Below are 26866 nucleotides of genomic sequence, written 5' to 3' on the forward strand. Positions count from 1 at the left end.
ATTTGCGCTAGTAAATGCTCGTCTACGTTTTTAAACGCACTTGGCAAGAAATTTTTGCTCTCTAATTCAAGCGTTTTGACGTCATTTAGTTTAGCTCGCAAGTCATTGGCGATTTTTTCTAATTTTTCTAGTTGACCAAAACCGCTTAGAGTAGCATCTACGACTTTAGCTCAAACTTGACCATTTCGTTCCACTTGGAAAATGATTTCAATCTGATTATTTTCATCATCGCTTTTGACGCTGACTAGCAATTTTCAGTTGCTAGGAAGAGTCAACAGTTCCTTAAACTTTTTCTCGAAGTAATCACGAATTAAGTCAACAGATGCACTAGGTTTAGAAAGCAATGTCTCAAGTTCAAGTGCATCTTGCGTTTTTTCTAACAACTCCTTTAGGAAAGATCCAATTTGATCTTTAATTTCTACCTCTTTGAGACTTACTAGATCTTCAATGTTAACTTTGTGATCAGCCTCGCGCTCACGGTAATTTTCTTCCCCAACCAAAACCCAAATGTCGATTGTCAAAGTTCCGCTCTTGTCGTCAGCATTAACAATTTTTGCTATTAAACTAATCCCTTCGGGCGTTTTATCAAAATCAATCGCTTTTTTGATTTGCGCTAGTAAATGCTCGTCTACGTTTTTAAACGCACTTGGCAAGAAATTTTTGCTCTCTAATTCAAGCGTTTTGACATCATTTAGTTTAACTCGCAAGTCCTTGGCGATTTTTTCTAATTTTTCTGATTCGTCAAGTTTACGGTACCCACCAAGTTCAAACTCAAAGTTAGCCACAAATTTATCTGAGCCCGGTTTGTTTTGGTAGTAGACCTCGATCACAACTGCGACAGTTCCGCGCTCATCGTCAGGTGTGACATCTTTAAGTTTTAATTCAATCCCCTCTGGCAAGGTTATGCCGTACATGCTCAGAATGAATTCTAAATTTTTAAATAACACCGGTAATTCGTTCAAAGTATCAGCGATTTTTTTCTTGACTTCGTCAATCTTTTCACTCGGCAGTGATTCTTTATCCGCTGGGAAGACAAACTGTTGAAACAACGTAATTTTGTCTTCAAAACTTTTGATCCAGTTAAGAATATCTTGCTCTCTGCTCTTAATACCTGAAACTTTGAATTCACGTTCTGCTAGCACCTCATCTTTAGAAAGAATTTCAACTACCAACGCAAATTTTCCTTTTCAGTGGTCAAATTCCTTGCCGCTGACCTTGAAAGTGATTCCCTCGGGAAGTTTTAACTCGGAACTGATTTTTTTCCACAACCCCTCAATCAAATTCTGGCTATCGCGGTAATCATTAGCGGTTAGCGTTTCATCACCCAAAATGTCACCGGGCATTTTTTCAAATTCCTCTTTAAGTGCCGCGATCTTAGTTTTAAAGCCGCTAATCGTAATTTCATCAACCGGATAATCGCGCTCGGAAGTTTTCACGAAAATGCTTATTTTTAAGATGCCTTGGTGTTCATCGCTAAGCATCTTAATTTCCACTTCTGCCCCGGGAGGTCTATTTTCGTCTAATTCGCTAACTGCCTTGCGAATTCGTTTTTCAATTTCGCTTTGAAGTTCAGGGGTTAGTAAAGAGTTAATTAAGTCGCCAATTATTTGTTTGTGATTTTCTCTTAACTCATTAACCACTTTGTTCTGGTAGTTAACGTAAACCATGTCGGTTTTAGTGTAAAAACCTCTCCAAGTCATTTGGACTTGCCGACCCCATGGTTTTCCTGACTTATTTAACGCAAAAGTCAGTTTAACAATACCTTCTTGATCGTCAGCAGAATCATTAATCACCAATTCGAATTCAGACCCTAAATCACCAAACAGTTCTCGAACTTGCTCGGCGATAGTTTGTTTTCATCTTTTGTAAAATTCACTTTTTACGAAAGCGCTTGGCAAATTCAGTTTGTTTTGCGGATCAGTTAATTTGTTTTGATCGGCCTCTTTTTGCAACTTAGCGATTAAATCGTCAAAAGATTTTTGGAAATCCGCGTCGCGCTCGGCCTCGGTTCTAAAACCAGTCAATTTAAGGTGAATGCTTTTGATTATCTTGTCTTCATCTTGAATTAACACGACCAAGTTCACGTAACCTTTTTCGTCGTTAGGCGTTGATTGATAATCAATTTCCCAAGTTAAACGACGACCAATTTCTTTCCAAGGCAGCACGTGCTCCTCTAGGAATTTTTTAATTCGGTCATCGCGCTCTTGGTCTTCTTTGACAAATTCGCTTGGCATCGTATCCTTGACCCAGTCGAACTTGTCACGCAAATTTTGTTCGTTTCAATTTTCAATTGATTGAGTTAGCGTATCAACCAAACGCTGATATTCTTCAACAGATAAGAGTTTTCAGTGCGCTGAGCCCTCGGTTAAAAGAGTTTCCCCGTCGTAGACTTGGTAATCAAACCAAAGGTCACCAGTTGTTTCGTTAGTTTTGCGCGCGTTGATTTTGAATTCAAGTTTAAAACCAATTTTTTTCTCAAACTCTTCAATTCCAAGCATCTCGCGCAGCAGTTTGTTGTTTTTCACAACTTCTCGCGCTAATTTATCAAGCGGTTTAAACGGACTTTTGACCCACTCTTTAGCCTCGCTTACTTTGTCAACTTGTTCCGGAGTTAGTTTAGCAAAACCACCGATTTTTATTTCATGGTGAAAGTTTGCCAGACTTTTATCCGTCGGTCAAAACGTTATTTTAAGAATGATTTCCCCAGTTAAGTCGCTAGCACTTGCTTGCAAGGCCACTTTCTCAATGGTGTCAAAATTGATTTTGTGAAAAACTTCCTGAGCTAACTCATCAAGCGCTTTTTGTGAAATCTTTTCTGCCGTAACGCTAGCAGTTTTTAAAGCAAAGGATTTTGGATCTTTTAGTCCAGGCAGCTCGGACAACTTTTCGTTAAGAGCCTTTTCAAATTCAGTTGCTGTTTCAATTTCAAACTTGCGTTGAGTGTTAAAGTAACCGTTAATTTTTAAAGTACCCAAATTAATGTCGCCCCTAGTTCAAAGCGATTTTTCCGAGTAGACTTGAAGATTAATTTGACCTTCTGCATCGTCAAAACTTTCCAGTTTAAATTTCAAGGCAACTGGGTATTCAAAAACTCCCTGCTTTTTTAGATCCTCCAGAGAAGGCAGTCCGATTTTTGCTAAATCAATTCACTCACCCAAGGACTTAGTAATTTCGCTGGGCAAACGTTTGGAGAGCGCTGAGTCTTGGGTCTCGCCTGCAAAAGGATGGTTTTGATTGGCGTAATTTTGCAGACGGACAAAGTTTGCGTGTTGGTACCACTCACCCAGTTGGTTGTGAATGTCCCGCACCATTTTTTCGTTCAAATAACCAGTTATTGTCAAATTGACCGCTTGGTCCGAAACAACCTCTTTGGACTGACCGCTGTGGTCGGTCACTGTTAAGTAAGGAGAAACCTCTACTTCTAACGATCCAGCGATCGTGTCAACAGCATTCACTTTCACACGTCACTCTAGGTAATCGCGGACATAAAAATTAAGGGCGGAAGTAATTCCAAGGTCTTTAAGAGAGTAGGTTTTACCAACTTGGTAGTTAGCAACTTTAATTCTGTTTTCGGTTTTCAGGTCGCTAACTCCCTTAAGAGTTTCAATCGTGTGCTGAAAAACTTCGCTGGCGTTTTTGCTTTGGTAACCTTTGATTTTGATCCGACTGTGTTGAAAATGTTTGTGACCCATTTCCCCTTCTTGGTAATTTAGTTCCACTTCCATTTCCCCGATTAAGTCAAAAATTCGGTTTGGAACAAAAACTGCTCCCTCTGGGAAAGAGTTAGGGTTAATGCCTAGTTCGCGTGCGCTGTAAGCGAAACCTTTGCGCAACTTTAAGATGTCAACTGACTTGTTTTCAACTTGATACTCGTGAACAAGTTTGTTAATTCAGTGCTCTTGTTCCTTAGTTACTTTGTCGCCCGGATCTATTTCTCGTTCAATTAAACTGGGACCGCAAGCGACAACTGCGGCAACTGGAGCCGACACAAGTCCAAGTCCTAGCCCAAATATGAGCGTGTTTTTAATTTTGTTTCTTTGCATGTTATTCCTGCTCTCCTAACCAAGGTTATTTACATAACCTTAGGTTCTAAAATTATTTTAAACCAAAACATCATTAAGTGGACAAAAAAAGAGCGGTCAAAAACCTTCTAGTTCTTAACCATGCAACTATGATCTTAAACTCTCTTGCATCAGTTGCCTGATCAACTGATGTTTTACTTTCTAATTTTACTAAAAAACTTGCCAATTAGAGAAAGTTCGGTACAAATTGCTGTAAGAAACCGCACTAGATTTTGGACGCTTAACTTACGAGCGACCAAACTAGTCTAGTCAGGGTTGAAGTAAAACCATCCCAACCGCGATGTGAATTAAAATTAGGGCAAAGAGGTTAAAACGACGGTAGTAACTGAGGTAAAAACTCTCAAGGCTGGCGACGACCGAGTAAATAATCACCGCGTAAATGCGCCAACCCGCGACAAAAGCGGCCTTGGGTTGGTTTCAATCAATTTGCGCGTAAATTCCCATCTTGTTAAAAATCAGTTGCGGAAAAGCAGTCGCTAAAAAAAGTTGGATCGCCAGCGTCAGAGCAATGCCGGCAATCACGGGTCTTAATCATCGCATTAAAGTGGTCAGGTAAGGGTACTGACGTTGAGAAACAAGTAGACCATAAGCTCATCAAACCATCAAAGCGCCGGGCAGAAAAATTGCTAAGTAACTAGCCAACATGACTAAAACAGCGCTCCACATTTTTTCGCCGACTAAAAAGCCGGTAATTAGCCCAAACTTGAGACCTGTTACACCGGGCGTTGAGTTAACGACTAGATAAATTTTTTCTTTGACATCCGGATCAAACCCAAGCAGCGTTCAAAGCGATCCGAAAATCGGCATGAAAGCTTGACCGCCACCAAACACAACCCATCCGACTAAAAACGACCCGCCGATCGCTAACAAAATTTTCACTAGCGTTTTCCCCGTCTTTTAGCCGATTTTTTCCGGACGAATAATTGCACGATTGAAACAACGCCAATCACAGCTAAAATTGCAAAAATTGAAACGTTGTAAGGGTTAGGCACAAACAGACCAAAGAGCACCGTTCCTAGCATGGTTAAAACGAGTGGCACGATCCGGAGTTCTTTCCGACTCGCTTTAAAGTAACGTCAGGCAAACGAGAGCAGCACTCCGACGATGACAGGCATGACGGCCAAGTTGACAGCGTACATGTAGCGAGCTTCCACGTAGTTGTTAATCAAAATGTACACTACTAGCGCCAGCAAAACGTGGGGCAGCATGGCTAGCAAAGTCACCAGCGTGCCAATTCACTTGCCAAGTCTTTTCATGGCGATAAAAACCAAAAATTCAACCGCGCTCGGGCCGGGCAAAGCGTTAGTTGTAATCACTAAGCGGTCAAACTCAACTTTAGTGATCCACTTTCTTTTTTGAACCGCTTCGCGAAAAATGATCGGATTCATCGCGTTCCCGCCGCCAAATCCAAGCAAGGTAATTTTGAAAATAAAGTACGCAATTCGAGCAGCTTCCCTCAGCATCGCTAACTTTATCATAGCACTTAGTCTTGGTATAATGGGAGCAACTTTAACTAAGGAGTTCACCCATGCAAGCTAGCAAAATTTTGGTCATTACCGCCTCGGTAATGCCGCTGGAAAAATCGTATTCCGACGAACTCGCTCACCGCTTTGTCAAGCACTACCAAAAACACTATCCGCAAGACAAAATCACCTGACTAGACTTAAACACAGTTAAGATGGCTGAGAAAACGATGACCCGAGCCAACTTTGGTCAGTTTTTTAACCAGACTGACAGCGGAGATTACATCAACCAGCTTAAGCAAGTCAACAAAGTGGTTTTTGCTTGCCCGATGATGAACTTTGCCATTAGCACGATGGCTAAAAATTACCTAGATCACATTTTGCTAGCCGGGCAAACTTTTTCTTACAAGTACACTAAAAAAGGCGATGCGATCGGTCTTTTAGACCATTTAAAAGTTCAAATTTTAACTACCCAAGGCGCGCCGCTAGGTTGGTATCCCTGGGGCGACTTAGTCGCTTATCTTAAAGGCACTTGGGAATTTGTTGGCGCTAAGGTAAGCCAGCCATTAACTGTGGCAGGCACCAAAGTTCCGCCGACTAACGAGTTAACTCCGGCTCAGTTAATCGATCAGTACGACCAGCAAATTGAAAAATTAGCGCTTCAGTTTGGGAAAGAGTAAATTTGGACCAGGACCAGCGCTTGAAAATCGCTATTTTCGGCGGGAGTTTTGACCCGGTTCACGCCGCTCACATTGAACTTGCCCGCTTTGCGCTGCAATCAGGCGTTTGCGATCGGTTAATTTTTGTACCCACTTACCAGAATCCCCACAAAAAAACTCGTCCCATCGCTTCTGACCAAGACCGCCTAGCGATGATTAAGTTGGTTTTACCCGAGGGAAGCCAGGTCTCTGATTTTGAAATTAGACGCCGTGGTCCTTCTTACGCGATCACAACGCTTGAGCATTTTCAAAAACGTTATCCAGCCGCCGACTTAATTTTGTTAGTTGGCCAAGATCAGCTCAGTCAGTTTCACCGCTGACGTCAAGCTGACAAAGTGACCAAGATTGCCCAGGTGGTTTTTTTTCGGACCTCAACCAAAGGCGTTAACCGCGCCAAGCTAGCTGCTTTGGGCGCCAAGGTCTTGACTAATCCGATTTACGAAAACCGCGCCAGCGCTTACCGAAGCGGCGATTTGGGTCTGGTTTTACCGCCGGTCCAACGTTACATCGCTGCGCGACGACTTTACCTTGAGGAGATTATCAAAAACCAGCTCAGCCAAAAACGTTATCGCCATAGTCTGGCGACGGCTAAATTGGCACGCCAGTACGCGGCGCTTTTAAAAACCGATCCCGAAAAAGCTTACTACGCGGGTCTTTTGCACGATTTTACCAAAGAATGAAGTGTTGAACAACACCAGCAATTTCTCAAAAAGTGGCACTACAACGCTCGTCAGTACGAGCCCTACCAGTACCACTCTTTGACCGCTTCGCTCTGGGCTGAGCACGTTTACCAAATTAACGACCCAGAAATTGTTCAGGCGATCCGGGTTCACACTTCGCTTGAGTGGGAACTCACCGCGCTTGACAAAATCGTTTTTAGCGCCGATAAGTTGAGTCAAGGTCGCCGTTGAGAAGGGATTCAAACTTTACGGCAACTAATTTTGAGTGACTTTGACCGCGGTTTTGCTCAAATCGTGGCTAAAACGTGACGTGATTTAGAAGCGCAAGGCATCACCCCTAGTCTTTACCAAGCCAAAATTTACCAGCGCTGGTCGGGCCTTAGTTAGCAAAGCATTATAATGCTAGTGTGAAACAAAGCCAAATGGAGCAAATTCTTAAATCGCGCGGTCTTTGGGTAACCAAAAATCGGTTGGCGATCATGGCTTGTTTAAGCGATCAAGAGCACTTTCACTCGATTAACCAAATTGTTAACCACACCAAAAAATTAATTAACACCAAAAGCATTTACAACAACATTCGTGCGCTCACTAAGGCTGGGATCGTGGACAGTTACACTTTTGATGGCATTTCTAAGTACGCGCTCAACGACCAATTGCTTGGGCAAGTGCACGCTGTGCACCTAGTTCGCAGTAATCAGAAAGTTGACCATTTAAGCGTTGACCAGAAAGTTTTTGCTGCCATTAGCGACCAGGTCCAAAAAGTCACCGGTCAAAAAGTCCGCGCGGTGAAGATTTTTGTGGATTTAGATTAGTTTATTCTTCTTCGTCAATTAACTCTAGAGGGATGACGCGGGTAATCACTTGTTCTTCTACAACGCTTGGCGCCGGTTTAACGACACTTTTTCTGACCGCCGCCGGTTGTTTTTTAGCTTTGCCAACCGGAATTAAATTGGTCATGGCCGGTTGAAAGTCTTTTTTCTCGTCATTAAAGCGGAGCGACCAGAAGAAGATGGCGAGAAAGTTTAAGGTGATAAAGTTGAAAATCAGCAACCCCCTTTTTCAAAAAAGCAGCAAGTACCAAGGTAGGTGACAAAAACCTCAGAGGGTAAAACTCCAAATTAACAATAGCGCCGATCCGATGCCAACCGCGATTGCGTTGCCAAGAGGCGAAATTGGCAAGAGCAAAATGCGCCAGCCTCGGAAAGAACCGTAAACCGATTGACCCAGGTATTCACCAACTTCGTCAAACAAGTTAAACGAAGCGATCGTAAAACCAACTAGCGCCAAAGCAAAAAGACCTAAACTAATTAAGAGCAAAACAATTTTTCCCCAACCGTGGGTTCACGTTTCTTTTTTAGTCACGATTAATTCCGTGTCTAAAAGAGTAGCGGCGATTTCCCGCTCAAGCGCTAAAAAGTGGTTGTGGTTAACGCGGAAATAGTCGTTTAGGTTTTTAAAGTAGATGTTAGCTATCGCTAGGCAAAACGGGGTGATAAAAAGTCAAATTGATGTGCTGTAAATAATTGGTAGGTCAAGCATAATAATCGAGATGATTCCGCCCACGATTAACGGCACGCCTAGCAGACAAAACCAAATTGGCAAAGTCACTAACGGCGTTCAAAGCGGCAGTGAAAAAAAACTGCAGTTGCGAACTAAAAACTTGTTTTGGCGACTAATCGCTAAGTGAGCCAGACCAGCCGAGTTATCCCAAGGGATAAATTTGTGAATAAAAAACCACCGGGCCAAGTTGTGGCGCGAGCGTTTTAAAAGTTGGATCAAACTTAGGTCTAAAAAGTTAACGATTAAAAAACCAAGACCCAAGTAGAGGTTAAAAAGTTCAAGTTGACGCATCTCAAACTGACCCCAAATTACCACAAAAGGGCAGTTACCAATCACAACAAAAGGCAGGAAAACTAACACTCTTAGCACTACATTTTTATAAAGCAAGTTTTGTTGGGAAGAAAGACGGGTCATTTTACCAACATTATACCGCTTGCTCTTTAAATTTGGCAGCCAAGCGTGTCGTGTAAAGCCTCGTAAATTAAAAGCGCGCAACCTTGGCGATTAAGGTGGCGACCGACTTTAGATAAAACGTTGGCCTGACCCATTTTTTCTCTCGGGTATGGTAAAAGCTGGATCATTTGTCGGTATTGGCTCATTCACTGGCAAGCCTCGGATAAGTTTAAGCCAACCACTTTTTCTAGCACCATGTCGCTGCTAGCGATGGCGATGACGCAGCCGTGACCGGAGAAGAGCGCTTTTTTGATTTTTCCAGCGTCAGTTTTGAGCACTAAAGTAATTTTATCGGCGCAGTGCTCGGCCTGGTAAGTGCGAGACTTTACTCCCGCCAGCGTGCCTTGAAAGCGCGGATGAAGGTAGCGGTCCATCAAAATTTTGCGCCGCTCGTTCGGATCGCTATACCAATTCATCTAAAAAATCACCGCCCTCTTTTAGAGCGCTAATTAATTTGTCAATGTCGCTCTGGTCGTTGTAGCCGCCAATCGATAAACGAATGGCACTCAGAACTTGGTTCGCCTTGGCTGCTAGAGGCGCGCAGTGGGTGCCACCGCGCAAAATAATTCCCCGCCGGGCTAAGTAACTGACAATGTCGTGAGCGTTAAAGTGTTGGTAGTTAAAAAGACAAATTACGTCTTCGGGTTGGGAGTAAAGTGTTATTCCGGGACAACTTTTGAGTTGTTTGTGGGCGTAACGTGCGAGTTTTTTTTCGGCTTTAAAATCGCGGTTTTTTAAAAAGTAGTTTAGCGCAACCCGGAACGCAAGCAGCCCAAAGTGATCGGGTGTACCCGGCTCATAACGACTAATTCCCCGACTTGGCTGCCAAGTTTGGTCAGCGACAACTTTGGTCGCTCCGCCGCCAAAGGTAACTGGTTCAAGCTTATCAAGCAAATCTGACTGGATGGCTAAGACGCCAATTCCAGCTGGCCCGTAAAGTTTGTTAGCCGAAAAGGCCACCACATGAGCGTGTTTCAAAGTGACTGGTTCGTGGGCGATGGCCTGAGCCGCGTCGTTAATCACTAGCGCCTTGGCGCTCTGCGCTTTTTTTCAAATTCGCGCCGGGTCAGTCGGCCTTGCCAAAGTGTTGTTAAGTTGGGCGTAGGCGATCACTTTAGTGCGTGAGTTAATTGCTGGAAGAAGATCGTCAGCGTAAACAACTTGGGCCTTGGTTCGGCGCGCTAACTCAAGTCAAGGTGTGATTTGTGAAGCGTGGTTGTAGTAAGAGAGCAAAATTTGATCGCCTGGTGTAACTAGGTGTTCGACCATGCGAGCCACCCGGTTTAAACTGTCAGTGGCGCTCGTGGTAAAAATAATTTCGTTTGCCTGGGCGTTAATTAGCTCGCCAAGCTCTGAGCGCAGCTGGTTAATTTGATGCACGACCTCAATTGCAATCGGAGCATCGGAATTGTGAACGTTAAGCGGATAGCGTTCGTAAAACTGGGCTAGTTTTTCAAAAACGACCCGCGGTTTAAGCGCCGCCGCAGCCGAGTCAAGGTAGACTAGATTTTTTAAAAGCGGGAAATCTTGGCGTTTCATTAGCTGACCTCCAACCAAGCAAAATATTCGGTGTTGCCCGCTTTTTTACCCGGCAGAGTTGAAGGCAAAACCGCTCGCTTTTTAAAACCAACTTTTTGAGCCTGATCAAGCACTTTGTTAACAATTTCTTGGTGAAAATGCTCGGGAACAATTCCGCCACGCTCCACTTGGTCGCGCTGAGCTTCAAACTGGGGTTTGACCAAAGCAATTAAAATTCCGCCGGGATTCAAAATCTTTCTAATTGGACCAAACACCTTGGTTAAACTAATGAAAGACAAGTCACAAGTGACGATGTCAACTTTTTCTTTGAACCAGCTGGGATCTAGGTTTTTGGCGTTTTTCTTTTCCAACACACTGACGCGAGCATCTTGGCGAATTAGGTAGTCAAGTTGGTTAGTCCCGACGTCAAGCGCCCAAACGTGCTTGGCACCCTGCTCTAAGGCCACTTGGGTGAAACCGCCCGCGCTAGCACCAACATCTAAAACGTTTTTGCCCTGAAAGTCAATTTTCCAAGTTGACAAAACTCCGCTCAGTTTTTCGGCTCCGCGCGAAACTCAGCGGCTTCGGAGTTTAACGTCAATTTGGTCACTTTCCTTAATTGCTTGACCGGGTCAAATTTCCACTTGATGGTTAACATAAACTTGCCCTGCCCGAATTAATTTCTGAGCCTTTTCACTTTGGTAACCCTGGGTTAACAAATAATCCAGCAACTTCATTAAGTTACCTCTTTTAAAACGGATCTAATTTGTCGATTGTACTCAGGGTGGTAGCAGTCTAGCGAAGCCAGTCAATCGCCGTAGTGGCGACGTTTTTGGGAATTGGCCGCCAGGTAAGTTTGGGAGCTATAAACGTTAGCTTTTTTGTACCGGCGATCGCGGTGAAAAGTGGACATTTGGTAAACATACCAGAGAAAAAGCGCCCAGGCTTTTCAATTAATTTTTTCTAGTCCAACCGCGGCCAACTTTTGAAAAGCTGGCACAAACATGTCGGGACCAACGGGTGTTTCAAGCAGTAGTCTTTCGCCTTCCAGGCAAAAATCAGTCGGTAAATCGGGTGCAAAAATGAGCGCGATTTTAGTAAAAATAAGTCGCATTTGAGCGTGACTAAAACGCTGACAGTAATCTTTTCACTGTCTTGTCTTGCTAAGTTTTTGGGCGACGATCTTTGTTTTTGACATCTTCTGCACTAATTTTATCTAAAACGGAGTTAATGTACTGATAGGTCTGGCCCGGGATAAGGTCTTTAGTCAGTTCAACTAGTTCGTTTATTACGAGCGCCGCGTCATTGACGCTGAGTTCGTAAGCTCCGAAAACTAAAATGGCTCTTTCGAGCGGCGCGGTTCTTTTTCACGTCCACTGCTTAGCCAAAGATTTTTCCACCAAATTTTTCAGTTCCAAGTACCGAGCGCAAACTTGGTCTAACGCTTTAAGAGCCTGGGCATCCAAAGAGCCGCTTTCAAAAATTTGACCGCAGTCGGGCGCCTGGTCAAAAAGTTCAAAGCGGTAAAGAAACTGGACGATCTTTTGCCGCTCACCGCGCGTTAGTTTACTTTTTGCCATCGTGGTCTTGGATAATTTTTTTAATCCGCTCGGTCAGTTTTTGGAGACTAAAACCAAGGTGCTCGTAAACTTTTTGACCCGGTCCTGATGCTCCAAAACGGTCGATTCCAATGTTATAACGCGCCCACTTTTGCATTCCGTAAGTGCTCGCTGCTTCAATTGAAATCGCTCGGTCAACTTTCCAAGTAACTTTAGCCGCCGCGGCGTTGACAAGCGAAACGCAACTTAAGTTTAACTTTTGACTAATTTGGTAAGCTAGCGCTAGTTCGCTGCCGCTGGCGACCAACGTTCAAGGTTTTTTACCTTGGAAAACTAAGTAAGCACCCTGCTTAACTTTTGCTTGGCTGGTTGCGGGCAAAGAAGTAATTTTTTGGCGAGTTAAAACGATTACGCTCGGGCGATTTTTGCTCGCCAGAGCGACCTGGTAAGCACCGCAAACTTCTTTTTCATCGGCTGGCCTTAAGACGTTTAAGTTGGGCGTTGCCCGGAGCATCGCTAAATGTTCGATTGGTTGGTGAGTCGGTCCGTCTTCGCCGACTTGCACCGAGTCGTGAGTTAACACGTAAACTACCGGCAACTTCATTAAAGCAGCCAGACGTAGAGCGGGTTTAAAGTAGTCGCTAAAAACAAAAAACGTTCCCACAAAAGGTCTAAGGACGCTGTGAAGCGCCAAACCGTTAGCGATGGCGGCCATGGCAAATTCTCGGACGCCAAACAAAATGTTGCGACCTTGTCGGTGCCAAGGTTGAAAGTCACCGTTGGCGCCGCGTGCTTGGGTGGAACTAGTTAAATCCGCCGATCCGCCGATTCAGTTAGGCATCGTTTCGTTTAAAAAGCCAATTACTCGCCCAGAACTAGCCCGGGTGGCCAAATTAGTTTCGATCGGAATTTTAATTTGACTAGGCGGCGGAGTTTTCAAGAACTTAGCCAGTTCGGGCGAAACTTTGAATTTTAAACGCGCTTTGTGTCCGCGAACATTCACCTTGTCGCGGTAATAGTTTTGAACCAAAGTCGGGATGTCAAATTCGCCTAAGTTTCAGTCCAGACTTTCTTTGACGCTCTGAAAATCACTTCCCAGCGGAGCACCGTGTACCCGGGGCGTGCCCGCTAGTTTAGCGCCGTGGCCGATGATTGTCTTGATTTCAATAAAACTGGGGCGGTCGCTTTTTTGAGCTTTTTTAAGTGCTTCGTCAATTTGGTCAACTTGGTTTTTTTCCACGCGCAAATACTCAAAACCGATCGCTTCCATTTTTTGGGCTAAATTTTCGTTAAAAACTTCTTTGACGTGGGTGTCAAGTTGAACGTCGTTCGAGTCGTGGATCACGATTAAGCGTGATAATTTTTGGTGACCAGCGAGCGAAAGCGCTTCCATCGCCACGCCCTCTTGCAAATCACCATCACCGCAGAGCACGTAAGTAAAATGGTTAATTTCTTTAAAGCGGGATGCCAAGTGGGCCTCAGCAATCGCTAAGCCAACTCCGACAGCGATGCCCTGACCAAGAGGTCCCGTCGTCGCCTCGACGCCCAGCGTCAAACCGTGTTCCGGGTGACCAGGGGTTAAAGAACCTAGTTGTCGGAATTTTTTGAGGTCTTTTTCGGAAATTAGTCCCATTATTCTTAGTTGGGCGTAAAGAAGTGCCGAGCCATGACCGGCTGAAAGGACAAAGCGGTCGCGGTTAATTCAAGTCGGATCGCTCGGGTCATACTTCAGGTGGCGACTAAAGAGTGTGTGAATAATCGGTGCAGCGCCAAGGACAATGCCCGGGTGGCCTGAATTAGCCCGGTTAACCGCAGCGACTCCGTTTACTTTGAGCGTTTTAATCGCTAAATCGTCAATCAGTGTTTGTCTGGCCATAATTACCTTTCGACGACGTCAATTTTAATGTTGGTCGCCTTACCATCGACTAGACTGTAACATAGGTCATCTAACTCTTCCTCAAGGGTTTTGATAATTGGGCAAAGCTGGCTTTGACGAGCAACTTCAATTTTTAAATCCAGTCACAAACTTTTGCTCGGTTCGGAAATTTTGACTTGAACGTCAAGCAACTTAGCCTTTTTGTAGTATTCAAAAACGTGGCGAACCGCCTGGTAAAAAGCAGTTGTTTCGATGAAGTACTGCTGGCCGACCGAGTAGTCAACTGGGAAAAACTGACTCATGACTACTTACCTTTCCCAACGTATTTACCTGTCAGCGTTGAAACAATTACCTTGTCGCCCGTTTTAATAAACATCGGCGTTTCTAGTTCGTAGTTAGTTTCTAAAACGACTTTTTTTTGCGGGTTACTTTGGGTGTTGCCTTTGACAGCCTCGGGCGCCTCAATTACCTCTAGTTCGACGTGAGCGGGTAATTCCAAACCAAGTACTTCGCTGCCAAACATTCTCAGTTCCATCGCCATCTCAGGTTTAATGAAATTGAGCTCCCAACTAATTTGCGTGACTGGCAAAGAAATTTGTTCAAAAGTGTCTTGCGTCATCACGATCACAAATTCACCTTCGCGGTAGAGAAAGTTAACCACTTTTTTGCTAATGTGAGCTGGCGTGATTTTTTCGCCGCCGCCATAAGTTTTCATGACCACGGCACCGGTCCGGAGATTTTTAACTTTCGCTTTGACGTTAGCTTGACCCCGTCCTTGCTTAGAGTGTTGGGATTCTAAAACCACGTAAATTTGGTCTCCATCTTGAAAAGTGAGACCAGGTTTGAAAGAGTTGACGTTTATCATAACTAAGAAAAATTATAAACTAACTGCGCGACAGAACTTGGTGACCGCTCGGAGTAACCAAAACGTCGTCCTCGATTCTGACTCCGCCTAAGTTAGGAATGTAAATTCCCGGTTCAACTGTAATGACCATGCCCGGTCTTAGTTCGGTCGCTTGGGAGACGTTATTAGTCAGGTAAGGCAGTTCATGGACATCAATCCCAAGCCCGTGACCAGTCGAGTGGACAAAGTACTTGCCATAACCTTGTTCGGCAATGTAATCGCGGCAAATCTTATCAATTGTGGCCGTGCTAACGCCTGGTTTAACCGCTTGGATACCTTGGCTTTGCGCTTCGCGAACTACTTTTTCAATTCGTAGTAGCTCGGGATTAGTCACTTTTCCGACGTGGAAATTGCGCGTAATGTCGCAGGCATAACCTTGGTAAAGCGCTCCAAAGTCAATCGTCACGAATTCGCCCTCGGTCAAAACTCTTTGGCTAGCGCGGCCGTGGGGCAAGGCTGAACGGGGTCCGGAGGCGATGATCGCATCAAAAGAACTTTTGTCAGCTCCTCCTTGACGGAGTAAAAATTCTAGCTTAGCATCAAGTTCTTTCTCGCTCACACCAGCCTTAATGTGCGGTCGCAGTTTTTCCAGCGCCTGGAGAGCAATTAAAGCTGCTTTGCGAATTAGTTTAATTTCGCGGGTAGTTTTAATGATTCGCATTTTTTGGGCTGAAATTGGCACAAGTTTAGCGCTGGGAAACCAAGCCTTAATTTTTTCGATTTCGCTAAAAGTAGCGTACTCCTGCTCGATTCCGATCCGCTCGTAACGAGCCGCTTGGCAAAAGCGAAAAATTTCCTCGTTAGTTCAAAGCTTAACTTCGGTGTTTTGGGCGTTAGTTTGGGCGTCTTGGAAATAGCGACCGTCCACAAAAAGCGTGTGTTTGTTTTTCTCAATGAAACTCAGTCCGGCTGAAGTGCTAATTTGGCTTAGTCATAACCGGGTCTGGTAACTGAGCGAAATTATGACGTCCAGTTTTTTGCGCGCCAAAGTTTTTTCAATGGTTAAAGCGTGGTTGACCAAGTGCGCCTACTTCTTCTCACGGTATAAAGTGTAACGACGAACTTTGGGGTTGTACTTACGAACTTCAAAACGCTCGGGGTGGAGTTTTTTGTTTTTGGTAGTGATGTAAGTTTCTTGCCCAGTCTCGGTGCACTTGAGAATAATGCCTTCTCTTGCCATAATTAAATTCCTTTCCTAAACTTAATGTTTTTTCAAGTTGTAAAGACGTTTTCTTAGGTCTTTAATTTCGCGTTCTTTTTGACGACTCACCGCGTCGTAATACTGATCAAACTCTTTTTGCCGCTCTTCTTTGGTAACTGTGTAAGAAATCTCCAATGTTTCGCTGGAAAACTGAGCCAGTAAACATAAGACATTTGACAAAAGCGGAACGAAAACAAACAGCAAAAAGAGTTGGTCAAAAAGTCCTCGTTCGCTAGTTCGAACGATTTGTAAGCCGATCACCCAGGAAGATAAAACGAGTCCAAAAGAGAGATAGACCAAGATTGAAACTGTCAGTCCGCCTGGGTTAGAAACCCGGAAAGTAAAAATTTCTTTTAGCAGTTCAATTCAGCCGTATCTCATCTCGCTCACGCTAATGTCAGTCGTTCCGCCGACTAGCAATTCGCCCGGGAGCGTCAAGATCAGCAAAAAAGTCATTCCCATCACAAAGTAAGAAATGAAAGTCACGAATTGAAACGTGGCGTAAATTTTACTTTTGCGGGAAAGAACTTTCTCCTTCATAGTTTAAAGTTTAGCAAATTTGTGGTGTTGAAATTCAACGTATGGTGGAGATGCCGGGAATCGAACCCGGGTCCACGAACAACTCAGATGGTTAACTCTACAGTTTAGTTACGATTAGAGTTAATCTGCCAGTCGTAAATCGTAACCAAAGTTGACTAACAGATCCAACGTTTTTTCGCTAGCGTTAAGTTGGGTCGCGCTAGTATATTCCCGTTAGTTTACGAGCCAGGCGAGGACGAGAAACATTCGCCGGTTCGCTAGCAATTAACTAAGCAAAAGCTAGAGAGTTATTTGTTTGAGCCGCTTTAGCAAGAAATACTTCTTGGGCAAGTTGCTCAGTAGATTTTTCGTTTCCGTTTATAAAAACCTAGAGCCTTAAGGTTTGCAGACCACTGCCTTAACCACAATTGTTGACCATGTCAAAACCACTACATCCCCGTTTAAAAATAAGAACGGTTTTGGCGGAGTTGATCGCGCTCTTTAATTTTTTCTCGTTTGTCAAATTTGCTCTTTCCCCGTCCGAGCGCGATCGTCAGTTTAACTAACCCGCGGGGTGAAAGCGTCAGAGTTACCGGCACGATTGTTAGCCCGCGCATTTTTTGACTTAGCGCTAGTTTGCGCAACTCCTGTTTTTTGAGCAGCAGTTTGCGATCGCGTTTCTCGTTTCCTTCGGCGTTCATGTAACGATCAACGTGCATGTTGACTACGTAAAGTTCTTGCTTTCTAAATAGGCAGTAAGCACCTCGTAAGTCAACTTTTTTTTGACGAATGGACTTAACTTCCCAACCCTCTAAAACTAGACCGGCTTGGTAAGTTTCAAGTAGATCAAAATTTCACCTTGCCAAAGGATTTTTTGCGATTACTTTCGCCACGGATAACTCTCTAGCCTAGAAAAATGTTTCTTAGGCAAACACATTATACCCTATTTAGGGTAAAAAGTGCCTCAAATCCGCGCTTTCCTCGGTTAAATTTTTCCAAATTCCAGCTGGATAATTTGGCTGGGAATTTTGCAGTTAGCCCAGATTTAACTTTTGAGCAGTTCAAAATAAACCGACCGACTTGGGATGCTGTTTGTATAATTAAGAGAACATTTATGCGACCAAAGAAACACCCGACTCGCACGGTTACCTTTTGAAAAAGCCTGGGCGGTTATTACCGAATTTATTGGCAACTTTTCACCATGATGGTAATTTTTACTTTGCTTGGCTCAGCGATTACCGTTTTCATTCCCAAAGCGGTTAACATGCTGCTTGAAAGTCAAAGTTTTACTTGAAAGACCGTCGGAATTTTTAGCGCGGTCGTTTTTAGTTTGATTATCGCGCTTGGTTTTGCGATGTATCTCCGCCGCCTAACGGCTAACTTTTTGGCGCGACGTGTTGAAATTGATTACCGTAACCAAGTGCTTGGCCACTTACTGAGTTTAGACATTGCCTACTACGAAAAACACTCCTCAGGCGAGATCGTCACCAAAATCATTAACGACACAAGCATCGTGGCCGAAAACTCCAAGGAAATTCCGGTTTTATTTCTCAGTTCGATCGCGACTTTCATTGGTTCTTCGGTTGTGATGGTTCTAATTGAGTGAAGACTAACGCTGGTAATTTTTGTCACGGTCTTTTTAATTTTGTTAGTGGCGGGCTTAACGTTTGGAATTTTACGGCGTTGGTACCGCAAACTGCGCAAAACTTACACCGACGTTAACGCCAAGGCGCTCGATCGTCTCAGCGTGGTTAGGTTAATTAAAGCCAATGCTTCAGAGCACCACGAAACTAAGTACTTTGACTCTTTGCACCGGGAGTACAACCGGGTGGGTCGTTCGGTCGACCAACGCGAAAGTTTAACGTTTGGAATTTTCATGACTGCGATTAGTAGCATTAATGTTATCGCAGTGGTAGCCGGCGTGATTTTCATTACGTTTGGACTAATAAGGCCGACTGAAATTGCGACCAAATTTGTGCCTTTTGTTTTGTCAACCAACACGCTAATTTTTCCGATTTTTCAAACGATTGGGGTGCTCGGACGATTAGCCTCCACAACAATTTCAATTCAGCGTCTGGAATCGCTTTTAGATCAAAAAAGTCAAATCGTGGTGCCAGCTCATGCTCACAAAATAAAGCAAATTGCCAAAGACATCGTTTTTGAAAATGTTTCCTTTGCTTACAAAAGTGAAAAGTACATTTTGCAAGACTTTTCTTTCCGTTTTAAACGTAACAAAAGTTACGCCTTGGTTGGAACAACCGGCGCGGGCAAAACAACCATTTCCAAACTTTTACTCCGGTTTTACGACCCTCAACAAGGCCGGATTTTAATTAACGGTCACGACCTAAGAAAAGTTGACTTGCGTAGTTACTTAAGTCGGGTTGGCTACATTGAACAAGAGCCGGAAATTTTTAACGGCACGATTGCCCAAAATATTACCTACGGCAGTTTTGAAGCTACCCAAAGTCAAATTGAAGTTGCTGCTGAGAAAGCTAATTTGGCGACTTTTATCGCTTCATTGCCGGCCCAGTACCAAACCGTCGTGGGTGAAAAAGGTTTCATTCTTTCCGGCGGTCAAAAACAACGAATTTTAATCGCTCGGATGCTGCTCAAAAATCCCGACTTAATTATTCTTGATGAAGCTACCAGCGCCTTAGACAATATCGTTGAGCGTCAAATCCAAGCCGAACTAAACCAACTTGCGGCCGGTCGAACTAGCATCATCATCGCCCACCGACTTTCTACGATTCAAAACGTGGACCAAATTTTAGTCTTGGCCCAGGACAAGGGGCTTGTGCAAGTTGGCACTTTTAACCAGTTAGTCAAAAAACCGGGTTATTTTCAAAAACTTTACCAGGCTGGTTTAATGAAAACTTAGCTAGTCCTTGTTAAAATCACGGTAATGTTTTTAAAAGCAGCGAGTTGAAAAATTTTTGGCGAGGTTGAGCCAGTTGTTTTGATTGTGCTCGGAACGCTCATGATTGCCCTTGGCTTAGCTTGCCTTCTTTTCGTGCCGCGGGCGCAGAAAAAAGCCCAGTGGTACAAAAAGCGCCAACTTGATGAATACCGTCGCATTTACCAAAAGCCGGGTGCAAATTACGACCAAAGCGGGATGTACTTGCCCGCTTGGGAGCGCGTTAAACTTTTCAGTCCGATTTTTTTTGCGATCGTTTTAGTCATGATTGGCATCGGTTTATTAATTAATCTTTAACTAACCGCGTTAGTTTTTTCGTCCCAAAAGTCGGACTTACTTTGTAAAGCTGGCGGTTTTTGAGTCCATTTCAGCGCAACTAATTGGCTCGACTAAGCGTTTCAAGTTAAGATAAAATTTAAGTGAAACCTAAACTAAATCTTTAGCAGCGAAATTAGAAAAGAGACCAAAATGAAACAAACAAAACCGACTTGGAAAAGAAAAATTGCTCGACTTATCTGCGTTGCTTTTGGGCTTTTTGCCACCCTGCCTTTGGCAGTTAGTCAAAGCGCCAGTTCAACCAATCTGTTAACTCAGCAAACTAGTCAATTTTCTGAGCGATCCCAAAGCTCACCCGAACTAAGTTCAAAAAGCGAAAAAATTTCCCAACATATCAGCGATCAGGATATGCTACTTGAAAAAGATTTGGAAGGGCTTTGGGAATGAATTCACGATAACTTACCCCAGACAAGTTTAAAAGATGTTTACCCGTCACAAATTCACTTAACAGGGGAATATGGCAAGCTCGAAGACTTTGGTTTAGATCATTGAAACTGACGGCAAGAATTTTTAAACACCGCCGATCCCGACGCTGATTTTATTCACCTTGACAACATAAAAAAACAAATTCATAAAATTGGGATGCGCTTTCGAATTAAAGATCGAATGGACTCCCGCGGCATTGTGCAGACTTGGTTAACGTTAAGACTTAGTTGGGCCAGCGTGAGCAGCGACTCCCACGGTCGAGATTACTTATCAATTAGCGGGTTTAAAACTCGCGATTTAGGCAAAGATTATGAGCATCGCAAAGCACTAATTGACAAAACAATCGCCGCCATTAATAACCCAAAAATGACCGCCCGCGACGACATACTTCCTTCTCAGATGGCGACCAAAGTTAAAGCACCCGATTTTTACGATCAACTAGAGATTGGTAAGTTTCCCTCTTTACCGCAAGACATCAAGGTTGAGTTTGCGATCGGCGAACAAACTAGCGACGAAAAAGGTCAATTAGAACTTTTAGTCAGTTTGCGAACATCTTATCTTTTTAGTGAATACCGCCGTAGCGCTAGTTTTTTAATTGTCGGTTTTTTGGATTTGAAAACTTTATCCAACCGCAGTTTGCCTCATTTGTGGGGCTGGTTTGCTCAAAATAAGCCTCGCACGACTTTTAGCAACAAACTACCCAGTCAGATTGGCGTCGCTTACCAAGTTGTTGGTCTGGAAGATTTAGGGATTGGTCACTGGGATTGACGCCGCGAGTTTATTCGTTATAGCGCCCCGAAAAAGCAATTTCCTGACTTGAAGTTTTTGCAAAAAAATGCTTGGAAAATTGACATTGAACTAAGAATCGCGGAAGTTAACGACAACCCTCAAGCCAAGGGAGTGCGTTTGATTGACGGCGGGTACGTCAAGCTTTGAATGCAACTTAGAATTTTTGGCGCAACAGCTAACGCCGATAAGTTAGGCAACGACTCTTTCAAGGTCGAAAGGTTTAAGAGCAAGTACGCGTACTTGATGGACATGTGAACTTGGGTCACTAACAGTTTTCCCAAGACTTCACTTACTAGCAAACTACCGAGTCAGATTGGTCAAAATGGGTCTGAGACCACTTGAGACGATCTTGGCATTCACGGTTTTGATTGAAAAAACGGGTTTTTAAAACACTGAGATCCGGATAAAGCTTTGCCAGAAGACGAGCGTAAAGAGTTAGAAGCCGAGCTCGCCCGAATCCAACTTAGACTTTGAATCAAAGAGAGCAAAAACTCTACCGGCAAACTTTTAATGTGGATGTGACTGACAGTTGACGGCGTGCGCTGCACTTACAACCGGAATTTTTACGATGTCTTCACGATTTCCGGTTACAGGTCAAGTTAATTCAGCGCAGTTAAAATTGGCTGACCACTAGTTTGGCCGAGTGACTGCCCTAGAGGCGATCGCGAGCTGAGTAATTATTTGCCCGCTCTAGAGGAAATTAAAAACTAACTTAACATTAGAACCAACAAACTACAGGCTTGCCCGGCCAGAAAAGAGAAACAATGAAAATTAGCAAAATACTTTTAAGTCAAAAAATTGTCCGCCCAGTCCTAATGACCTTGGCGCTTGGCAGCGTCTCGTCACTGAATAATTACCACCAGGGCCAACCACAACTTAGCAAAGATGGATCGCAGGGCAACTTTTTTGCTGATCAGTCCAGCGCCCGTGCCAGTCGCGTTAATCCCGAGAACATTTACGAGCGATCTGATCAGACTAGATCCACTTTCCAAAGCGAGGAACAAGTGTTAAGAAAAAACTTGCAAGGGCTTTGGTGGTGAATTTGAAACCACGTGCCAGACACGAGTCTTAAAAATGCTTATCCAACTGACATTGCTCGCGACGGTGAAGTGGTAACTTTCAAGGACCTTGGGATAGACCATTGACTTTGGCAAAAGGAGTTTGTTAATAACTATATGGATTTTAACGATCACTTTAGCAATCTTTTTGCTTTCCAAGCTCGCATTTATGAAGTTAAATGCGACTTACGCGTTCGAGAAGTGTTTGATATGAAAGGCACGATTGAAGTCTGAATGACGCTTGGGTTAGACAATGTTAGCGTCAGCGAAGATTTTCTCGGTTTTCAGTCCTTCTTAATCAGAGGATTTAAAACTTACGACGCTCACCTAGGTTACCAAGAAAACGTAGAGTGGATCGACAAAACGATCGCTTCACTGCCAACCCATCAAGTGAGTAAATTAAAAGGCCGCCTACCGTCGCAGCTCGCTGCTAACGTTGGTCAAAAAAATTTCTTTGACCAACTGGGAATTGGTCGCTTCCCTCCCTTACCTAGATTTGTTAACCTCTGAATCAAAATTGGTGATCAAACTAGCGACGAAAAAGGTCAGTTAGAAATTAGCATTATTTTGAGCACTTCTTACGTTTACCAAGAGTACGTTAAACGCAAAACGATTTTAATTTCCGGTTATTTAACTACGGAGTTAAAAAATAAAGTCGCTCCCAACTTACCCCATTTGTGAAGTTGGATTTTTGAAAATAAGCCTAGCACCACTTTTGCCAACAAATTGCCAAGTCAAATTGGCCAACTTGGTCAAGTTGTCACTTTGGAAAAACTTGGCATTGGTCACTGGGATTGGCGTAACCAGTTTATTCGCCTAGTTGATTCGCGTCGTCAATTTCCTAATTTGCCCCTAATTAAAAAACACATTTGACACATTGAACTTAGGTTAGTAATAGCCCAGGTTTCAGACAACCCGCCGGGAGAAGTTTTAACCAACGGAGGTCAGATTCAAGTGTGGATGCAAGTGCTGTACGGCGATTTAGTGGTAGGGGGTGATCCAGTCGGTCGGGAGTCTTTTAAAATTAACAAGTTCAAACATTCTTACGGTTATTTGATGGATTTGTGAACTTGGATCACGGAAAACATGAAAAAAACTACCCGAGTCCAAACATTGCCGAGCCAGATCGGAAGTCGAAAACAAGTTGTTAGTTTAGAAGCACTCGGGTTTGGTCATTTTGATTGAAGAGAGGGATTTCTAAACTATTATGATCCCCACAATTACCTCCCTGAGAGCACAGCGTTAAAAAATCAAATCGCTAAAGTTAAGGCCGAGTTTAGAGTTAAGTGGGCTAATGATGGTTTGGGAACATTTGACATGTGACTCGGTTTGGAAGTTGATGGTGTTAAATGCACTTATGATCGCACTTTTAACGATACATTTATCATTTCGGGCTACAAAAAATCCCACTAAAATTAGTCTTTTGAATGGACAAGTTGAGTTAGCAAGTCAAAAATCAAACTATCTTTTCTAATTGATAATTTTGGTACTTTGGAGTCAAAAGTTAGCCCCAATCAAGACTTAAATAGGTAGTCAATCGGTCTGATAGGCATGTTTAACAAGTTAATGTCTTCTAATGATGTCTTGGACATTTTCGAGTGCTATAATCTGGTTGCTCCTAGTTTGTTAACTAACTAGGAGAAAGTTTTTAGAAACGGCAGGTGAACAAAATTCCAGGTTTAATTTCCAAGTTATTTCACCGAAAAAAAACTGTTCCTCAAGTTGCTGTTAATGGTCAAGGTAAAAAAGGTAATTTTCGAAAGTTTCTCTCGAAAATTTCGGGATCTTTTATGTTGCCCATTTCCGTGATGGCGATTGCGGGACTTTTTCTTGGTGTCGGTGCTACGATTGCGACCCAAGCTAAAGGCGGAGTTGCCGACGCAACTAACGCCGGAGTTAAGTTGGGTCAGTTTATTCAAATGCTCGGCGATCCGATTTTTGCGGCGATGCCGATTTTATTTGCAGCTGCGATCGTGGTCGCTTTTACCGACGAAGCTGGTGTCGGGGTTTTCGCGGCGATCGTTGGTTTTTTGATTTTCTCCAGTCTTCAATCAATTTTTATTGACCAGGTTTTAGACAGTGAGGGGAATTTAGTCGGTTACCGAGTGCTGTTTGAAGCGGGCGGACGCGACGCGGCTTCCTTAAAAAACTTAGTTGGGTCCAACTTAGGGATTCGTTCGTTAAACACCTCGGTTTTTGGTGGCATTATCGTGGGAGCGATCGTAGCTTTTTTGTACAACCGTTTTCACACTATTCAACTGCCCCAAGTAATTTCATTTTTTGGCGGTAAACGTTTTGTTTCTTTGCTCGTAATCGTTGCCATGATTCCGCTTGCTTTCATCTTTTTGCTTTTTTGACCGTGGGTTGGTAAAGCGCTATCGGTTTTTGGTCGCGCTTCGGGCAAAATACCTTACGGTTTTGACTCCTTTATTTTTGGTTTCGTGGAACGTTCGCTGATTCCTTTTGGTTTACACCACGTTTTCTACGCGCCGCTGTGGTGATCTGACGCGGGCGGTAACGGATTAGTTGAAATGCAAAATTGAATCGACAGAGTTAAACCGGTGGCCGGTCAGGGCAACTGGGAACAGTTGTTGCAACTGCTTAAAGAATCAGAGAGTAAGTCGGTCGGCGACTCTTTGCTTTGAATTACGATCAACTCTTTCCACAGCAACGTCGTCAGTTGAACATCTAACGGTCAAAGTGCGGAGTTGCCAGTTTTTGATTTTGTCAGTCAAGAGTTAGGTATTCGTCTTGGCCGCTTTATGCAAGGTAAATTTGGGTTCATGATTCTTGGCCTACCGGCGGCCGGAGCCGCGATGGTTTTAGCGGCCCCCAAGGAAAACCGCAAAGTCGCGCTCGGAACCGTTTTCCCAGCTTGCTTGACCGCCTTTTTGACGGGCGTGACCGAGCCGATTGAGTTCACTTTTCTATTTTTGGCCCCTTGACTCTACTGGGGATTTCACGCTTTGATGGCGGCAATTTCGTTTTGGTTAATGAATTTGTTCGGCGCTCACATCGGAATGACCTTCTCGGGGGGGGTGTTAGATTTAATTATTTATGGGGCTATCCCAGTGGCAAAGGGAACTTACTTTTGGTACGCCATTTTAATCGGAGCCGCTTACATTCCGATCTACTTCTTTGTCTTCTACTTTGCGATTAAACGTTTTGATTTACAAACTCCAGGTCGCGGTACTAACACAGCCCTCTACACCAAAAAAGATTACCAGTCTGAGCGAGGTAAATCAAGTCAATCTTCGGGCGGATTTTCCGACGATAAACAAGTTAATTTGGTGGTTGAAGGTTTTGGCGGTTGAGACAACATCAAAACTTACACGAATTGCGCCTCTCGACTTCGTTATGACGTTTACGATCCGTCCAAAGTTAAAACGAGCAAATTCAAACAGGCCGGCGCCTTCGGGGTTCAAAAAGTGGGTCAAACCCACTACCAAATTATTTTTGGCCCGGCGAGCGAACAAATTAACGCCAAAATTATGGCGGCAAGAGGTAATAAAATGTCAGTTTCCACCCCAACTTTAGAAAAAACAAAAGTATCTTCGGCCAAGACGCTTAAGATTGAAAAAATTGACGTTAAAGCGGTTGTAAGCGGAAAATCTATGACGCTTAAATCACTCAAAGACGGCGTTTTTTCCGAAAAAATCATGGGCGATGGTTTGGCGATCATGCCCAAAGTAAGCAGTAAACAAATTTTCTACGCGCCGATTAGCGGCAAACTGGTCACGGTTTTTCCAACCGGTCACGCCTACGGCATTCAAAATCAGGCGGGTGTATCAGTTTTAGTGCACATTGGGATTGACACGGTCAACTTACGCGGAGAAGGATTTAAATCTTTGGTTAAGCAGGACCAACACGTTAGTGTTGGCGATCCAATCGCCGAGGTCAACTTAACTCTGGTTAAGAAAAAAGCTCCTTCCATCGCGACTGTGGTCGTGTTAACACCCGACTCTAAGGGTCAGGCCAAAATGATTATTGCTAGCGACCAAATTGTTAACCGCGACACGACAATTTTTAAAGTTAAGTAGTTGTTCAATTTGCACACAACCAAGACGCCAAACTTGGTTGTTTTTTTTGTAAAATTATCCTAAAATTGCGGTATAATGCATATGACCGCTTTATTAAGTTGTATATATAGGTAAAGACTCGGATTTGAAACCAACCAGTAAAGTCTGGTTGTTTTCTAACGAAATTGGTCGTCGGAAAGGAACTCAAATTGACTAAAAAAAATTGAAAAAAAACGCTTGGCTGATTAGCGCTTGGGCCCCTGCCTTTAGTCGCCAGTTTGAGTGCGGTATCGTGTCTTAAACCTAATCCAGCCCAAATTGAGGACCGGGAAAAACCCGAGGAAATTAATTCCAAACGACCTGATCCTTCAAAACCTCCCCAAACGCTTGACCCTGAGAAAAAAGAAAACCCCGGCGGCGAATTAGAGCCCGACCTAGGACACGATATTATTTTTAAAGACGCTTACCAAACTAACGGGAAGAGAAACACCATTGATTTGTGAATTGGACGGCGTTATACGGCTCAGCACTTAGGGGTAGAGGAGTTTTTTGAGCAAAACTACCTTTTTGAATTGGCGGAAATTGACGATTTAACAGGAACTTTGAAAACGGACGTTTACCCTAATTTGGGCCAGTCTGGCTCTGCCGACAAGCCTTTGGCGCGCGGAATCTTACTCCGGGGACTTCAAACTGAAAGTCCCGCCCGCGTTTTGCATGAATTTGGAGTCATTGTGATTAGTCAACTTAGAGAAGAGGATATCGTATATACTGATTGATCGACTCCTTGACC

The 26866-nt window shown here is 43.7% G+C and carries 25 protein-coding genes and 1 other RNA gene; 9 read left to right on the plus strand and 17 right to left on the minus strand.

Annotation, left to right across the window (positions count from 1 at the left end; genetic code table 4):
* The 3 genes from CSE00_RS02860 to CSE00_RS02870 form a co-directional block, all read right to left on the minus strand.
* Positions 1-4043: lipoprotein 17-related variable surface protein (locus CSE00_RS02860; protein WP_161565553.1), on the minus strand; the 4043-nt coding region annotated here is incomplete at its 3' end.
* Between the two features lie 279 nt (positions 4044-4322).
* Positions 4323-4961, minus strand: a complete 639-nt coding sequence (locus CSE00_RS02865) for a chromate transporter (RefSeq protein WP_127943073.1) — start codon at positions 4959-4961, stop codon at positions 4323-4325.
* A complete protein-coding gene (locus CSE00_RS02870; protein WP_127943074.1) occupies positions 4961-5560 on the minus strand; it encodes a chromate transporter in 600 nt (199 codons plus the stop codon). The genes CSE00_RS02865 and CSE00_RS02870 overlap by 1 nt, the downstream gene beginning before the upstream one ends.
* A gap of 50 nt (positions 5561-5610) precedes the next feature.
* Between CSE00_RS02870 and CSE00_RS02875 the strand changes: the two genes are divergently transcribed.
* From CSE00_RS02875 to CSE00_RS02885, 3 genes are read left to right on the plus strand one after another with little or no spacing between them, the layout of a single operon-like run.
* Positions 5611-6225 (plus strand): FMN-dependent NADH-azoreductase, encoded by a 615-nt coding sequence (locus CSE00_RS02875; RefSeq protein ID WP_127943075.1) that lies wholly within the window; start codon positions 5611-5613, stop codon positions 6223-6225.
* 2 nt (positions 6226-6227) lie between these two features.
* Complete coding sequence (locus tag CSE00_RS02880; RefSeq protein WP_161565554.1) at positions 6228-7331, plus strand: nicotinate-nucleotide adenylyltransferase; 1104 nt, start codon at positions 6228-6230, stop codon at positions 7329-7331.
* Positions 7332-7351: 20 nt separating this feature from the next.
* Positions 7352-7756: a transcriptional repressor gene (locus CSE00_RS02885; RefSeq protein ID WP_127943077.1), complete on the plus strand. Its 405-nt coding sequence runs from the start codon at positions 7352-7354 to the stop codon at positions 7754-7756.
* 1 nt (position 7757) lies between these two features.
* Here the strand turns inward: CSE00_RS02885 and CSE00_RS02890 are convergent, their stop codons facing one another.
* The 14 genes from CSE00_RS02890 to smpB all read right to left on the minus strand — a co-directional run bounded on the left by CSE00_RS02890 (position 7758) and on the right by smpB (position 17427).
* Positions 7758-8873 (minus strand): hypothetical protein, encoded by a 1116-nt coding sequence (locus tag CSE00_RS02890; RefSeq protein WP_161565555.1) that lies wholly within the window; start codon positions 8871-8873, stop codon positions 7758-7760.
* Between the two features lie 71 nt (positions 8874-8944).
* Entirely contained in the window at positions 8945-9373 is a 429-nt protein-coding gene (locus tag CSE00_RS02895; RefSeq protein WP_127943079.1) for an iron-sulfur cluster assembly scaffold protein, read from the minus strand.
* Complete coding sequence (locus tag CSE00_RS02900) at positions 9360-10496, minus strand: aminotransferase class V-fold PLP-dependent enzyme (RefSeq protein WP_127943080.1); 1137 nt, start codon at positions 10494-10496, stop codon at positions 9360-9362. The genes CSE00_RS02895 and CSE00_RS02900 overlap by 14 nt, the downstream gene beginning before the upstream one ends.
* A complete protein-coding gene (locus CSE00_RS02905) occupies positions 10496-11212 on the minus strand; it encodes a TlyA family RNA methyltransferase (protein WP_127943081.1) in 717 nt (238 codons plus the stop codon). The genes CSE00_RS02900 and CSE00_RS02905 overlap by 1 nt, the downstream gene beginning before the upstream one ends.
* On the minus strand, positions 11212-11673 hold the full coding sequence (locus CSE00_RS02910; protein WP_127943082.1) for a hypothetical protein: 462 nt from the start codon (positions 11671-11673) through the stop codon (positions 11212-11214). Before CSE00_RS02910 ends, CSE00_RS02905 begins: the two co-directional genes overlap by 1 nt.
* The gene (locus CSE00_RS02915; RefSeq protein WP_127943083.1) at positions 11639-12055 is read right to left on the minus strand and encodes a transcription antitermination factor NusB; all 417 of its coding nucleotides are present in this window, start codon (positions 12053-12055) and stop codon (positions 11639-11641) included. The genes CSE00_RS02910 and CSE00_RS02915 overlap by 35 nt, the downstream gene beginning before the upstream one ends.
* Positions 12042-13910 (minus strand): transketolase, encoded by a 1869-nt coding sequence (locus CSE00_RS02920; RefSeq protein WP_127943084.1) that lies wholly within the window; start codon positions 13908-13910, stop codon positions 12042-12044. The genes CSE00_RS02915 and CSE00_RS02920 overlap by 14 nt, the downstream gene beginning before the upstream one ends.
* Before the next feature lie 2 nt (positions 13911-13912).
* Positions 13913-14212, minus strand: coding sequence for an MMB_0454 family protein (locus CSE00_RS02925; protein WP_127943085.1), 300 nt, complete (start codon positions 14210-14212; stop codon positions 13913-13915).
* Between the two features lie 2 nt (positions 14213-14214).
* On the minus strand, positions 14215-14775 hold the full coding sequence (gene efp / locus CSE00_RS02930) for an elongation factor P (RefSeq protein WP_127943086.1): 561 nt from the start codon (positions 14773-14775) through the stop codon (positions 14215-14217).
* A 19-nt stretch (positions 14776-14794) separates the two neighbouring features.
* On the minus strand, positions 14795-15835 hold the full coding sequence (locus CSE00_RS02935; protein ID WP_236631439.1) for an aminopeptidase P family protein: 1041 nt from the start codon (positions 15833-15835) through the stop codon (positions 14795-14797).
* 6 nt (positions 15836-15841) lie between these two features.
* The gene (gene rpmG, locus CSE00_RS02940) at positions 15842-15994 is read right to left on the minus strand and encodes a 50S ribosomal protein L33 (RefSeq protein ID WP_127943087.1); all 153 of its coding nucleotides are present in this window, start codon (positions 15992-15994) and stop codon (positions 15842-15844) included.
* 21 nt (positions 15995-16015) lie between these two features.
* Complete coding sequence (locus CSE00_RS02945; RefSeq protein WP_127943088.1) at positions 16016-16555, minus strand: hypothetical protein; 540 nt, start codon at positions 16553-16555, stop codon at positions 16016-16018.
* 42 nt (positions 16556-16597) lie between these two features.
* Positions 16598-16993, minus strand: a transfer-messenger RNA (tmRNA) gene (gene ssrA / locus CSE00_RS02950).
* Between the two features lie 2 nt (positions 16994-16995).
* Complete coding sequence (gene smpB, locus CSE00_RS02955) at positions 16996-17427, minus strand: SsrA-binding protein SmpB (RefSeq protein WP_127943089.1); 432 nt, start codon at positions 17425-17427, stop codon at positions 16996-16998.
* A 221-nt stretch (positions 17428-17648) separates the two neighbouring features.
* On the opposite strand from smpB, the gene CSE00_RS02960 reads away from it, so the two are divergent.
* From CSE00_RS02960 to CSE00_RS02985, 6 genes are all read left to right on the plus strand, one after another.
* Positions 17649-19412 carry an ABC transporter ATP-binding protein gene (locus CSE00_RS02960; protein ID WP_161565556.1) on the plus strand — a complete coding sequence of 588 codons (1764 nt, stop codon included), beginning with the start codon at positions 17649-17651 and terminating at the stop codon, positions 19410-19412.
* A 24-nt stretch (positions 19413-19436) separates the two neighbouring features.
* Positions 19437-19745, plus strand: coding sequence for a hypothetical protein (locus CSE00_RS02965; protein WP_127943091.1), 309 nt, complete (start codon positions 19437-19439; stop codon positions 19743-19745).
* Positions 19746-19916: 171 nt separating this feature from the next.
* A complete protein-coding gene (locus CSE00_RS02970; RefSeq protein ID WP_127943092.1) occupies positions 19917-21602 on the plus strand; it encodes a hypothetical protein in 1686 nt (561 codons plus the stop codon).
* A 161-nt stretch (positions 21603-21763) separates the two neighbouring features.
* The gene (locus CSE00_RS02975; protein ID WP_127943093.1) at positions 21764-23470 is read left to right on the plus strand and encodes a lipoprotein 17-related variable surface protein; all 1707 of its coding nucleotides are present in this window, start codon (positions 21764-21766) and stop codon (positions 23468-23470) included.
* 248 nt (positions 23471-23718) lie between these two features.
* Entirely contained in the window at positions 23719-26097 is a 2379-nt protein-coding gene (locus CSE00_RS02980; protein WP_236631440.1) for a PTS transporter subunit IIABC, read from the plus strand.
* Positions 26098-26285: 188 nt separating this feature from the next.
* A partial coding sequence (locus CSE00_RS02985) for a hypothetical protein (protein WP_148669039.1) occupies positions 26286-26866 on the plus strand: 581 nt, incomplete at its 3' end.

The organism is Mycoplasma sp. ATU-Cv-703 (genome assembly GCA_004011965.1).
In the GTDB taxonomy this organism is placed as follows: domain Bacteria; phylum Bacillota_I; class Bacilli_A; order Mycoplasmatales; family Metamycoplasmataceae; genus RYZV01.